Annotated in this window: 8 protein-coding genes; 3 read left to right on the top strand and 5 right to left on the bottom strand. The window is 42.7% G+C overall.

Features of this window, described 5'->3' with window-relative positions:
* Positions 1 to 127: 127 nt before the first annotated feature.
* From AB4486_RS18150 to AB4486_RS18130, 5 genes are all read right to left on the bottom strand, one after another.
* Positions 128 to 1870 (bottom strand): polysaccharide lyase family 7 protein, encoded by a 1743-nt coding sequence (locus AB4486_RS18150; RefSeq protein ID WP_372118019.1) that lies wholly within the window; start codon positions 1868 to 1870, stop codon positions 128 to 130.
* Positions 1871 to 2107: 237 nt separating this feature from the next.
* Positions 2108 to 3979: a methyl-accepting chemotaxis protein gene (locus AB4486_RS18145; RefSeq protein WP_372118016.1), complete on the bottom strand. Its 1872-nt coding sequence runs from the start codon at positions 3977 to 3979 to the stop codon at positions 2108 to 2110.
* Between the two features lie 1048 nt (positions 3980 to 5027).
* Positions 5028 to 5909: an NAD(P)-dependent oxidoreductase gene (locus AB4486_RS18140; RefSeq protein ID WP_004733521.1), complete on the bottom strand. Its 882-nt coding sequence runs from the start codon at positions 5907 to 5909 to the stop codon at positions 5028 to 5030.
* Positions 5910 to 6450: 541 nt separating this feature from the next.
* Positions 6451 to 8529 carry a DUF4962 domain-containing protein gene (locus AB4486_RS18135; RefSeq protein WP_017061476.1) on the bottom strand — a complete coding sequence of 693 codons (2079 nt, stop codon included), beginning with the start codon at positions 8527 to 8529 and terminating at the stop codon, positions 6451 to 6453.
* A 220-nt stretch (positions 8530 to 8749) separates the two neighbouring features.
* Positions 8750 to 10528 (bottom strand): sodium:solute symporter family transporter, encoded by a 1779-nt coding sequence (locus AB4486_RS18130; RefSeq protein WP_372118013.1) that lies wholly within the window; start codon positions 10526 to 10528, stop codon positions 8750 to 8752.
* A gap of 1140 nt (positions 10529 to 11668) precedes the next feature.
* Here AB4486_RS18130 and AB4486_RS18125 point away from each other — a divergent pair.
* From AB4486_RS18125 to AB4486_RS18115, 3 genes are all read left to right on the top strand, one after another.
* Positions 11669 to 12139: a hypothetical protein gene (locus AB4486_RS18125; RefSeq protein WP_016785024.1), complete on the top strand. Its 471-nt coding sequence runs from the start codon at positions 11669 to 11671 to the stop codon at positions 12137 to 12139.
* Between the two features lie 25 nt (positions 12140 to 12164).
* Positions 12165 to 13091 (top strand): tripartite tricarboxylate transporter substrate binding protein, encoded by a 927-nt coding sequence (locus tag AB4486_RS18120; protein ID WP_010438355.1) that lies wholly within the window; start codon positions 12165 to 12167, stop codon positions 13089 to 13091.
* 88 nt (positions 13092 to 13179) lie between these two features.
* Positions 13180 to 13641, top strand: a complete 462-nt coding sequence (locus AB4486_RS18115) for a tripartite tricarboxylate transporter TctB family protein (protein WP_010438352.1) — start codon at positions 13180 to 13182, stop codon at positions 13639 to 13641.
* Positions 13642 to 13645: the final 4 nt, after the last annotated feature.

Here is a 13645-nt window from a genome sequence, read left to right as displayed (position 1 = left end):
GGGTTCGGGCAAAATATTTGTCCTTCCAAACACATCACTGTAAGTGTCCAAAAACAAAAATGACCACATTGTAGGTATCAATATGGTCTTCCTCATTACCGACATGGCTCATCAAACATCAGAGAACTCAGTTATGCTCTGCTCTTAGAGAACTAAAGCTCACATCAAACACTTCACCCACATAGTCGCTATCAGGCTTAAACTGCGGATAGATGCCCGCTTTGAAATAGAAAGCGATGTCTGTCGATGTCCAATCTGACGTCAACGAGACCGTGTCCCCATTTTTATCTGTGTAATCTTGTCCCCAAGGGATTAAATGAGAAACGGTGTTGGTTCCATCTAAATCGTGGGTCGCAAGGTAAATACCATCTTGGTCGGCACGAATCGTATAGCGCCACTCTTCACTGGCGGTGTAAGTTCCAAGCTCAACGCTGAATGGCTCACAGTGGCCGCAACTTTGATTGTTGCGTTCAAAATCGTCATTCAGTATCACTCGTACCGGCTTACCCTCACCTTCCCAAAGCAATTTGACCAATGCTTGATTGATCTTCCAGCCATGGATCTGACCGAGCACTACTTTTGGGTCTTGGCCGTTGATGTTCGGGTAATCTTCAATTCGCAAGCTTGCCGTTAACTCGTGACTGGTTGTGTTGGTTCTGGTGTCGTCCAAATACCAACTGGTATCTTCATCACTGGTGCTGCAATCTGGCTGAACACTGCTTTGATACAACTCCCTGAGCTCAGAGCGAATATAGCTAGAGTTTTGGGTAGAGGTGCCGTATCCCATATCCGCTCTAAAGTGCATTCTTCCTTCATCAGTATTGAAGTAAGAAAGATCAATATCACTGTCGTACACATCGCTGTCATTTGAAAGAAGATCTTTACTCGATTCACAACGTTCTGGTTCTAACTCAGCAGCACTGTCACCACCGCTTCCATACCAATCATTCTTACTCGGTGGAATAGTCAGCTTCCAATCATTAATGTCCCAATCGTTTGATCCATCGATTTGAGTCGTGGTGTATCTCAACGCCTGATAGTAAGCAATCGCTTCACCATTCTCAAATTGGTTATAGATACCCGCTTTGAAGTAGCTCAATAAATGCTGCCAGTAAGCGATGTCTTGATTCACTTTTACTTCATCATTCACTTTGAGCGACAGTGTGTTCTCATAAACAGAAAGATCAAATTTGGTAAAACTGTCCAATTCCGCCTCACCTAAATCGTAGCGATTGTATGACGTGGCATAACAATCCGAAGAGTCAGCAGCGCTGCTACAATCAATGGCATTGTTTTTCATGACTGCCCAGTAGTGACCTGTGAGGCCATCTCGTTCTTGCTCCCAAACCACACGCAATAGCGGATGAGGGATATAACCCGTACCACTCTCATCAGTCCCCTTATTGTGTATCTGCAGCAACGTCACTTCATCATGGTCGGCAGGTGAACTCGCCATTGCATGCTCGATATCAGGTAAGCTTATTTCCGCATACAAGCTTCGTCTTACACCCGTTTCATTGATATCGAAGTTTTCTCCCTCACGAACCTCAGAACGCATCTTGTAGTTCGTCATTTTGAAGATAAGATTTTCCGTCTCTTTATCAGCATAAAAATAATCACTGACATAACCATCGAAGTTACCATCTTTGACTTCAGAGGTTTTATTGCCCTCCTCTCCATTAGGATCAGAGACCTGAAGATCTGAGCTGGAAAGGATGTTTTGATACTTGGTAATATCATAGGGAGCAACAACACCAGCGGGCATTCCTGGGTTATTGGTATCGGAAGGATCACTGCTGTCACTGGAGCTGCTTCCACCGCAGCCATACGTAAGCGAAGCGAGTACTACAACGAAGATTGGCTTATTCACATTTATCTCACTTATCCATAAGAATAGAGTGACAATGTATATTTGTACTATTTTATGTTAATTATATATTTATCAGAATGTGAGATGCGGCAAATGAAGTGGGATGAATGAGTATTGCGTAGAGTTAGACTCAAGAAAAACGCAGAAAGGCCACTCTAAACTCGCAAGCTATTGAGTGGCTCTCAGATCAACAACTAAACTTAGTATGTTGATTTTTAAATATAAATATTAGAAAAGTTAAACCTTAAAGCTGCTCATCAAGTCACTAACGCTGCCGTTAAGTGTTTTGATTTCTGCTGATTCAATCAACTGATCTTGGCTTAGCTTATTAAGCTCCTCAACAAAGCTTTCAATCTTATGCATGTTCTTAGCAATGCTCTGAATAAGGGCGTTCTGCTCAACAGACGAACCCGAAATATCGTTATTAAAACGACTTACCGTTTCCATCTGTTCCGTTAGCTTGGCCAACATATTTACCGCTTGAACCACTTGGGCACGCGTCATTTCACAGTTACTTTTGGTCAACTCAATCGATTTAACCAAACCATCTGATTTAGACTGCAAGCCAGACAGCGCTTCATCAATTTCAGAAGTACTGATTTGAGTTCGGTTGGCTAACGCACGGACTTCATCAGCGACCACCGCGAAACCTCGGCCATGCTCACCCGCTCTCGCCGCTTCAATTGACGCATTCAATGCCAGCAAATTAGTTTGTTCCGCAATTCCTCCAATCACAGACACGATAGACTGGATGCTCTGCGTTTCATTCGCCATTGAGCGAATATCATCAGAGGTGGTGCAGACTTGCTTCTCAAGATCACTGATATAGGTTTCCGTCACGGTGTTAATTTGTTTCGTCTCATCACTGAACACAGCGGCCTCTCTTGCTGCTTCTGCCGCCGACTGAGAACTCTTCTCGACTTCGTTTGATGCTTCAGATAAGCCGTTAATTGCAGAGACCACTTGAACCGTTTCATCAGTGTGAACTTTCAGTACATCGCTGGTTTCTTTACAACCTTCACGAATACTCAGTACCTTAGTATCGAGATCCGAGTTCTTAAATTTGACGTCCTTAACCATCTCTTGCAGACCAATGATGAACAAGTTGATGTCTTTGGCGATATGCCCTAAGTCATCATTCCCCTTCTCAACAAGCCTTTGAGTCAGGTCTCCGTTACCTTGAGATAGATCGTGGACGATTTTTCTCAGTGACACGATTGGGCGGTAGAAGCGATTCAGCAGTAAAATCATCAATATCACCGAGCCAAGCACACATGCCACGATAAGGATACGCGCACTCGACATCACGCCATTCAACTGATTGAGCGCGAGTTCAGGATCGATACTAGATATCATGTACCATTCTTTCTGGCTGCCAATATCCACTTTCTTGGCCATCAAAATTCTCTGGTTGCCATCAATCACACCCTCAATGAATTGGTCAGGCTGTTCAATGGCACTATTGAGTCTCATCTGAGTATCTGCAGAAGATATATTGCTTTGCGGAAGTACGTTTTCGACTGTTGAAGCGACCACCATCCCTTTCTCGTCGATAATAATGCCTTTGGCTTCGTAGATACTGTCCAGCTGTTTGAGCTGAGTTTCCAAATCATCAAATCGAATGTCTGCCATGATGACGCGATCTTGGTATGAGTAGGTCACACCGATCATAGGCACTTGAGTACTCTTAGTGAAAAACAGATCACTAAAAGATAAGCCTGATTTCAATTTGGCTTGTTGATACCAAGGTCGAACGGTTGGATTGTATTTTTCTTTTATCCCTACACCGTTAGGAAAAGACTCTGAAGGGCGAGAGGTATAAGAACGGCCGTCGTCAAAACCCACCACAATCTTGTCAATGCCACCCAGCTTTGCAGCATAATGCATGAGTGCTTCATTCGGCACTTGGTATGGGGATTTCATGAACTCTTGTGCAACAGAGTTAACGGTATCGATGGTGCGCTGAACGGTATTTTCTATTTGATTAATTTCTATCGTAAGCGAGTGATCAATCTCGTTATAAATCGTTTGGTTTACCTGTTCAGTGGCCAAGTTAAGCGTAAACCAGTTCGTAAATGCCAAAGCACTGGAACTGACAATCGCTACCATTAAAATCAATTTTCCTTTAAACCCTAGAGACAATTTTGAATTCATAAAACTCATCATCCACATCAACCTATGTCTATTATTTTTATCCGAATGAAATGGTCACTTTTTACATTTTCGAAGATACGAGAAGCGGATTTTATTCATGCCGTTCCATCGTCACAACCACCAATTTAATTAATATTGTATGCTTAATTGACCGATCATTCTGTGAGCAATCTTGATATATTAAAACTGGCTAAAATAGCCCTGTGACATAGTTATCATTTATGCGTTTTGACTTTCATCTCATTGAATAAAATCACTATAAATTTGTAAAACGTCCAATTTCATAGTGAAAAGTCATATTTCTGTCGATAATTATCATCACCAGATTTTACTGTCCCACGCTACCTAATAGTATGCAAAAATGAGTCTTAACTCACACTTCTACCAACTAACCATTCACTCAAGGCATTCAATCTTAAAATTTATTTGTAATACAATAAGCCTTAAGTTATGGTGTATTTGAATCATAACTTAAGTTCTTTCTGGATGCTTTTGTTCAGTTCAAAGTGATAATTGAAGCAGCCGCTTTAAGGTCATTGAACTCGTTTAACGTAGAAACTGTCGGGGGATCTCGTTATTCGTTTTTTCACTTTCTATTGATCATTTGTTTTTCCAGACGGCTCGTCCGAACATGCCCATACAGTCACCAGCTGTGTGGGTTTTTTTTACTTTCTTTTCAGACCCGATATACGAGCGGTGTTAAGCCATCGCCAACAATCAGTTAAGTGCACTGGTTTAAGCTTGCGAGGAAAAGTGAGTGAGTTGGTGCTAGAAGGCTTTGAATTTACAAATAGATATAGATATAGATATAGATATAGAAACAAAAATAGGAATTGAGGCAGTAACAAAGTTGAACAGAGTTTTGAGTAGGTGTAGCTGAGGAAGTAGAAGTAGAAGAGTTTAACGAGGGAACAAAGGGTTGGGTATGGCAGATAAAAACGAACCTCGCTGAGGTATCGCCGCCTAAAAAGACAGGCAATACCCTAGCGAGGTCGTACGTCGATTACTTCTCTAGTTTAGCGAAGTAGTCGAAGATTACTGGTACGTCGTTGTTACCCATTCCTGCGTCAACAGCAGCTTGTAGGCTAGTTGCAGTACCTTGAGCAATTAGAGACTCAGTACCTAGCTCTTCACAAAGAGCAAGGAAGTAACCAAGATCTTTGTTAGCGTTAGCAACAGAGAAACCTAGCTTCTCTTCGCCGTCTACTGCGTAGAACTTACAGAATTGCATGAATGGTGAGTTAGATGGACCTGCAGACATGATGTCAAACAGTTGTTGGCCATCAACACCAGCGCGTTGAGCAACAGCGAAAGCTTGAGACATAGTCGCAACAGTCGTCATACCCATGAAGTTGTTTACAAGCTTAGTAACGTGACCAGAACCTAGAGCACCTAGGTGGAATACGTTTTCGCCTTGCTCTTCAAGAACAGGTTTAACTTTGTTGAAAGTTTCCATGTCGCCAGCAGCCATGATGTTCAGAAGACCATCTTTAGCGTGTGCAGGAGTACGGCCTAGAGGTGCGTCGATCATGCCCGCGCCTTTTTCAGCTAGAGCTGCGCCGATTTTCTTAGTAGAAGCAGGGATAGAAGTACCGAAGTCTACTAATACTGCGCCTTCTTTGATGCCAGCTAGAACGCCGTCTTCGCCGTAAACGATTTTTTCAACAACAGCTGAAGTTGTAAGACAAAACTGAACGATGTCACTTGCAGCAGCTAGTTCTTTAGCAGAAGTGAATGCAGTCGCATTGCCGCGATCTGTAACGCGAGCAACAGCTTCAGCGCTTAGATCCATTACGTTTACGTGGTAGCCGCGCTTTTGTAGGTTTTCAACCATGTTGCCGCCCATAAGACCTAGGCCAATGAAACCGATTACAGGTTTAGTCATGTTCAAACTCCAAATATAGTATTGTATGATTATATGGTCATTATAATAACGACGTCTTTTCCGTTACGCAATAGTTTTAGGGTAATCCTTCAATGCTTAGACGCAAGTTGTGACGGGGATTCACTTTACGAGAAAATATGGTCACGCTTTGTACTTACAAGAGCGATATCCCAATCAAAAAATAACCTATTGATGAAATAATGCACTCTAAATGTCATACGATTAATGAGAATAAGCCACTCCAATAACGATTATTAACCTGCCGTCCCTTTTTTCAGACAAGATTAAGGCTGCCCACTGTCAGTAGTTGACAAATTATTGGAAGACAGTCACTGCCCTAGCCTTAGTAAGGTTTACTGAACACGGGTTTTAAACCAAGTTTTGTCGCCACTTACTAAGCCTGGCACTCTTGCTACTTAGCCTCTAACTAACCAACGCAACCTCTTCCCACCTCGTAGGCTACTGCCTGTTCTGTGCAAACAAAAAAACTCCGAGCTTTCACTCGGAGTTTTTAGTATCTAGCTTCTGTTGCTTCAGCGAATTACAGTTCGATTGAAACCGTTTCACCATCAACATTTAGCATTAGCGTGTTGCCTTCAAGCTTGTGAGACACTTCAACTTGCTCGCCTTCGTTCTTATTAGGAACAAGAAGCGTAAGGATGTTGTGCTCTTTTGATGGCTTGAATTCCACTTCAACGTGACGGTGGATTTCAAGATCTTTGAACTCGTATGGGTCAACTTCGCCAAAACCTTCAACGTTCTTAACTGACGTGATGTTATCAGCAGACTCGTTGATGAAGTTTACGTCTAGGTGCGCAACTTCGCCACGGATAGTGAAAGACTTGTCTGCCACGTCGTTTGCGAAAGTTGTGTGCATTAGCCAAGTCATGTCTTTCTCTTCAGAAAGCGTTGCCTTGTCTTGCATTACGAATACTTTACCTTGAACAAACCAGACCTTACGCTTGTAAGATTCAATTTCAGGAACGAAGTACTTGTAAGATGCCGTTGCATCACCCTCAACCATCTTCACATCAGATTCAGTGTCGAAATCAGAGATGTTGCCGCCCGCTTCGATACAGAAGCGATCTTGGTGGTTTTCGTAGCCCGTGTTCTTGTTCTCGCCGTACTGACCTTTACCGCCAAATAGTGGAAGGTTCTTAGAGAACGTTTGACGACGCCATTTAGTGTGCATATCAACACCGAAACCACCGTAATAGCCAGTGATTGACGCTAGCGTTTCACCGAATGCATGCAACGTGAATGCGTTTTGGTCACCGTGAGAGTGGCTGATTGAGCCAAACGGAGAACATTTGAATACCATGTGAATATGGTTATCACGCTCAGTCATCTTGTTGTGGAATGCAGCCCAACCCGTGATTGGGAATACTTTCAACAGTGGGTCATTCGATGGTGCTTTCTCTTCAGGTGCATCCCAAAGGAAGTTAAAGCGAAGATCATCGTAACCGAAGTCCCACCAACCGAAGTTGTAGAATTTGGTGTGTGCTTCAGTATCACGGCCTTTCAGTTGGTTGTAGTACCAAACATACTCAGGCTTCTGGTTAACACCTGCGTAATGCTTGATGTTGTAAGCCAGTTTTAGACCTGGGAAATCACCGATTGAAGACTGGTCACAGAAGCTCGCGCGCTTAGAGTGAACAGGCATGCAGTAAAGCGGGAAATCACCTGTGTTTTCGTAGAATGTTTTGTTGAACATGTCTACGCCACAGTATGCTTTCAATAGGTCGAATGCTTCGCCTAGGAATGCAGTTTGCGTGTTCCAGTAGTCAGGACCTTCAGCCCAACCGCCGTCTACACCGCCCCATGGTGGGTAGTGTACTGCGTAGTATTCTAGTGCGTATGCAATGTACTCGCCTGCTTTCGGGTGATCGTGGTAAAGCGCGATACACGTTGGGATGATAGCAGAAGAGATAGAACGAACACCGTGGCTGTTCAGTGGGTTGTTCAATAGATCAACCGTCACTTTCAGGTGGTGCATGATTTCGTCTAGACGCTCAATCAAAGCATCTTGAACTTGCTGACGTTCTTCATCTGTGAAGTAGCCGTGTAGCCAGTCGTAACCCCAAGCCATAGCCGCGATAACACGGAAAGCCGCTTCATCGTTATAGCCACGAGAAGTCACGCCTTCTGGATCGTACGTAGACAGTTTTAGAGTCCAAGCTTTTGCTTTAGCAATTAGCGCTTCGTCTTCTTTCACAACACCAGCAATTGCTAGGTTACGTGTCGCGTTTAGTGCCATTTGGCAATCAACGTACATTTGACGCCAGTAAGGACGCCATAGAGAAGCTTTGCCTACCGTGTCAGCTGGGTACGCTTGAGGCTCTTCGAAAGGAGCAGTCTCAAGGAACTTAACTGTCGAGTTATTGTAGAAATCATCAAACATGCAGTGAGCTTCATCAGCTTTCACTTTCGCTTTGAATTCTTCTAACTGATCTGCTTGAACAAGAAGACGTGGACGTGCTTCGCTCAAGTTGTCTAGGAATGATAGGTCGAAGTCACGTTTCTGCACTTCGATAGGGAGTAGGTCTACAAGATTACCTGCTGAAGTATCATTCTCCAGCTTCATCTTCCTGATTGCATCAAGAGATTTTTGGTCGCTCATTCTAACTCACTTATTTTTCAAGTTGATTGAAAGGAATTAGCAACAATATACGTCTTATTGTAGGACAATTAAATCTATTTCGGTTCGATTGAACCATTTTGTACAGTTTTCGTGATTTAGGTCAGATATCTTCCACCTGACCGTTTTTCCGTTTCGCAGAGCAAAAAAAATGCGACGCCCTTTCGAGTCGTCGCATTCTATTATAATCGTTTTCTATGTATTAGCTTTCAGTTACTGCTTTCGCTTGCTTGCCGTCGTCATCGACCGCTTTAACCAATAGCACACCAACACCACCAACAATCACACCACAAAGTATGAAGACTAGACGTCCCCACATTGGGTTAGTGAGTAGAGCCATTAGCATGATACCGACACCCGCTACCGCAATCAGTTTACCAAGCATTTCACGCTGTTTGTTATCCAGTACTTTCTGTTCTGCTGACTCCGCAACTAATGGAGTAGACAGGTTACCGAAGAACTTATCAACGTCTGCTTGACGCTTCTCAGTTAATGGCTTGTAGAACAGAGTTGATAGGATGAAGAAACCACCTGTCAGCGTAATGTGAGCAATCAGACCGATAGCAACCTTAACATCAGACCATTCACGGCTTGTTAGCTCTTCTAGACCGAAGATTGAAGACACCATTTCAGCGTTAACAACGAAACCCACGTAGTAAGAAACAAAACCACCAACCACTAGCGTACCCCAACCAGCCCAGTCCGGAGTCTTCTTAATAAAGAAGCCAAGGAATGCAGGAATTGTCATTGGGAAGCCGATCAGTGCGCCTACATACATCATGGTATCGAACAGGCTCAAACCTTTAAGCGAGTTGATGAACTGTGCAATAAGGATGATAGCAATACCAAACACGGCAGAAGTAATCTTAGAAACCGTTACTAGTTCTTTTTCGCTAGCCGTACCTTTACGAACGATTGGTTCATAGAAGTTCTTAACAAAGATACCCGAGTTACGGTTTAGACCAGAATCCATTGAAGACATTGTCGCTGCAAACATCGCCGCAACTAGAAGGCCAACCATACCTGCTGGCATGTACTCTTGTACGAAGTATAGGTAGGCAAAGTCACCCGCTTTCTTACCTGCTTCTGGGTAAGCTGCTGCTAGGTCGACACCTTGACCTGCAATGTACCAAGAAGGCATGAACCAGATAAATACACCACAAAGCATTAGCACACACGCTAGTAGCGCTGCTTTCTTCGCGTTCTTTGAGTCTTTAGCCGCTAGGTAACGGTAAGAGTTAAGCATGTTGTTAGTAATAGAGAACTGCTTCACGAAGATGAAGAATGCCCAAATGCTGAAGATGCTTAAGTAGTTAATGTTGTTACCAGAAAGGAAAGAACCGCCTTCCGCTACAGGGAAGTTATTCACGATTTCACCAACACCGCCACCTTGAACAACAGCAACAACAGCACATGTCACGGTTACTGCCATGATGATAACCATCTGCATAAAGTCAGATGCAATTACCGCCCATGAACCACCCGTTACAGACATTGCCAATACAACCAAACCGGTAATCCAGATAGTTGCTGTCATGTCGAAACCGAAGATACCAGAAGCGATGATTGCTAGTGCGTTTAACCATACACCGGCAGAAACAACACTGTTTGGCATTGAAGACCAAGTGAACACTTGTTCGTTAGTCGCACCGAAACGCATACGAATTGCTTCGATTACCGTTACTACACGTAGTTGACGGAACTTTGGAGCAAAATATGCGAAGTTCATGAAGTAACCAAATGCGTTGGCTACGAAGATGACCGCTACTGCAAAACCATCGTTATACGCTTTACCTGCCGCACCGGTGAATGTCCATGCACTAAACTGGGTCATAAAGGCGGTTGCACCAACCATCCACCACAACATGTTACCGCCCCCGCGGAAGTAGTCACTGGTGGTACTTGTAAATGTTCTAAACATCCAACCTATCGCAATCAAGAATAGGAAATAAATGCCGACAATAATCGTGTTGAGTTCCATCGTGTATCCTTTGTCCGTTGTATTTTGTTACGAGGACTATAGGAAATCTCAAACTTTATTTGTAGTACAATAATCCAAATAAGTGATGGCGATCTTATTTTGATTGATTAAGTTAATTATATATATGACATAGGATGGAATATGGCCAATCCATTAAGGAAATTACTGGGGTTTGAGGTGGAAACATGAAAAACCACCCACCAATAACACCCACCCCATAAAAATCAATGACTTACAAAAAATTGAGACTTTGCACACTTATTAACAAATACAACCAAACACATATAAATATAAAATTCTAAAAAATAATAAAAGCCAAATCAGAGCTGAATCACCCTCATTTATCACACAATAAACCAGTGTTTTATATCAATTGAGAGTAGCTAATTCTATTAGAATTCTACGTAAGTTACTCAATATAGAAGCCACATATCTTGTTGAGATGATGATGGATTCAAAAGATAAAAAATGAAAAATCATGGATGGTGCATAATTATTTGAGGAGAGATCGAGTGTCTAAAACACAAATCTCGCCGCAATATTCTCTTAATTACGATGGTAAAAAGAACTACCGCTAAACGTATACAAGAAAAATTGCCTTAAGAAAGAGTTAATCGGGAGTGAACCAAAACCGTGCTACACATGGTGCAACACACTTCTTAAAAACAAAAAAAGCATTCACTTGGTATACCTTTTTGACTGGTTTTGATGAACCTATAAATGGTTCATCGGGACGTTTAAGTGGTTCACATAATAGTTGAAACACGCGTTTAGCTTAACGGTGGTTAGCGTCTTGCAGGTGAGCCGCTGACATGTTCGCATATAACTCGTTGTGTTATAGGACGCTCGATTATCAAGCCAAAATTTTCTCCCATATGAATTAACAGAACGGCGAGCATATGGTGGTGAGTTTATATCTAGGAAATCAGCCAAAATAAAACTGGATCTGTGTCCATTTACACCCAGCTCAGAAAAAGACCAGAATCACACTATTTCCGCCAGAATATGGTCAAAACAAGATCGAAGTCTTGTTAGAAGACTTTCACTTGTGATCGCTCCCCGCTTCCAAGTCATCGTTAATTGAAGAATTATTGTCATACAATATTCTATATTCATCTACCAAACGTAAGGACATATGGAATGCGATCAATGAAAGATATCACTCAAGACGCTATCGATATCGTTAAACCCTCTATCGACAAGCTGTTTGAAAGAACGAATAGAAAAGAACTGCATATTGTCGTTATGAATCCACACCTCAAGCCTTGGGAAGCCTCTTTTGAAGACGCCATTCTATATGAAGAGTCGTTAGGAGCTCCTGACAACTGGACAATCAAGTTTGATCACCTTGCCCGTAAGAAAGCACAACAAGCGTGGCGAGAATCGACAAGCAATCTAACACTGCACTCCCAACACCCATCTTCACTACGTGACGAAGACTTACTGTTTTATGGTTCGTTTGTTTATGGAAACGTGGTTGTTGCCTGCAGTGGTGTACAACAATGGTATGACATGCTGATCAGTGGCTGGATAGCGGTAGCTATTGAACAGTTAGCAATGCACGAATACCAAACAGAAAAAGCAGAAAACCCTACAAAAACATATCGCTAATAATTAGAAACAGAAGGTACTTATTATGAGTAAACTATTAAAATCCATTATGCTAGCAGCCGGTATACTTGTTTCTGCAACGTCAATTGCAGCTGACTATCCAAGCAAAAACATTCGCTTAGTTGTGCCATTTGGCGCGGGCGGCGGCACCGATGCCGTTGGTCGTACTCTTGCAAATAGCGCGAAAGACATTCTTGGGCAAAATATTTCAATCATGAACCGTACTGGTGGCGCAGGCGCAGTTGGGATGAGCTTTGGTGCTCAGCAGCGTGCGGATGGTTACACATTAACAGTAGTAACACGTGAAATCGCTTCACTTCCTCAAATGGGTTTGATGCGTCATACCGCTGACGACTTTAAACTCATTCGTTTAGTTAACTTAGATCCTGCGGTCGTATTGGTTGCAGCAGATAGCCCATACAACACGATTAACGACCTGATTAAGGAAGCCAAAGAAAAACCAGGCAGCGTAAAATTCGCTTCAACCGCTGCGCCAAACTTCTACCTAATGTCTCTTGAAAAAGATCAAGGCATTAAATTAAACGCTATCCCTTACAACGGTGCATCAGAAGCAATTCCTGCTGTACTAGGCCATCACACAGACGTCACTATGGTTACTCCTGGTGAAGCTATCGCTCAACTTCGTTCAGGCCAACTAAAAGCATTAGGTGTCATGTCTGAAGAACGTATTCAGTACATTCCAGATGTTCCTACTTTGAAAGAGCAAGGCATTGATGTAGTAACAGGTACATGGCGCGGTATTGGTGCTCCAAAAGATACACCTGATGCAGTAATCGAGAAGTTGGGGGCTGCATTTGATGAAGCAATGGCAAGTGAAGAGTTCAAAACTTTCATGGCGAAAGGTGCAATGACGATTCACAATCTTGATGACAAAGCCTTCACTGAGTTTGTTGCAGAAGATACAAAATCATTGACTCAATTAATTCAATAACCTTTGTTCAGAGGCACAGCTTTTATCAGTTGTGCCTCTGTTACTAGTTTGTACCTTTCCCTTGCTTTACTTTTTAGGGGTAAACTCCATGTCTAACTCTCACTCTTACTTAAACCGAAACGTCGTTTTCCCTTCTATCATCATTATCCTTAGCGCAATCGCGTTCGCGCTGATCACTCAATTTGATCGTCCGATGTACCAAGATGCAAGTGTCGATGCAAAATTCTTCCCGATGATGATTGTGATTGCCCAAATTGCTATCTGTATTGTTCTCATCGTTCAACACAAATTAAAAGGTGCCTCTGAACAACAAGAAGCGATGATAAGCAAGATGTCGATTTTCGGCGTTGCTTTTCTTATTGGCTACGCATTACTCATCAGTGTAGTTGGCTACCTTTATGCTAGTTTGATTGCATTTATGTTCTACCTCGTTTACTTCAAAGTGAAGAAGCCAATCTATTACGTTGTCGCCGTTGTCTTTGTGTTCGCGGTTTACTATCTATTTGGCGAGGTGTTCTACATCGCGCTTCCTGAAGCAACGTGGTCTTAGGTGG

The organism is Vibrio sp. 10N.222.55.C6 (assembly GCF_041473395.1).
Taxonomy (GTDB): domain Bacteria; phylum Pseudomonadota; class Gammaproteobacteria; order Enterobacterales; family Vibrionaceae; genus Vibrio; species Vibrio crassostreae_C.
This window is presented reverse-complemented; position numbering and strand designations above follow the sequence as displayed.

Coding starts and splice junctions, on each gene's coding strand:
- AB4486_RS18145 (WP_372118016.1), bottom strand. CDS start 3,979: ATGGTAGCGATTGTCAGTTCCAGTGCTTTGGCATTTACGAACTGGTTT.
- AB4486_RS18135 (WP_017061476.1), bottom strand. CDS start 8,529: ATGAGCGACCAAAAATCTCTTGATGCAATCAGGAAGATGAAGCTGGAG.
- AB4486_RS18115 (WP_010438352.1), top strand. CDS start 13,180: ATGTCTAACTCTCACTCTTACTTAAACCGAAACGTCGTTTTCCCTTCT.
- AB4486_RS18140 (WP_004733521.1), bottom strand. CDS start 5,909: ATGACTAAACCTGTAATCGGTTTCATTGGCCTAGGTCTTATGGGCGGC.
- AB4486_RS18130 (WP_372118013.1), bottom strand. CDS start 10,528: ATGGAACTCAACACGATTATTGTCGGCATTTATTTCCTATTCTTGATT.
- AB4486_RS18120 (WP_010438355.1), top strand. CDS start 12,165: ATGAGTAAACTATTAAAATCCATTATGCTAGCAGCCGGTATACTTGTT.
- AB4486_RS18125 (WP_016785024.1), top strand. CDS start 11,669: ATGCGATCAATGAAAGATATCACTCAAGACGCTATCGATATCGTTAAA.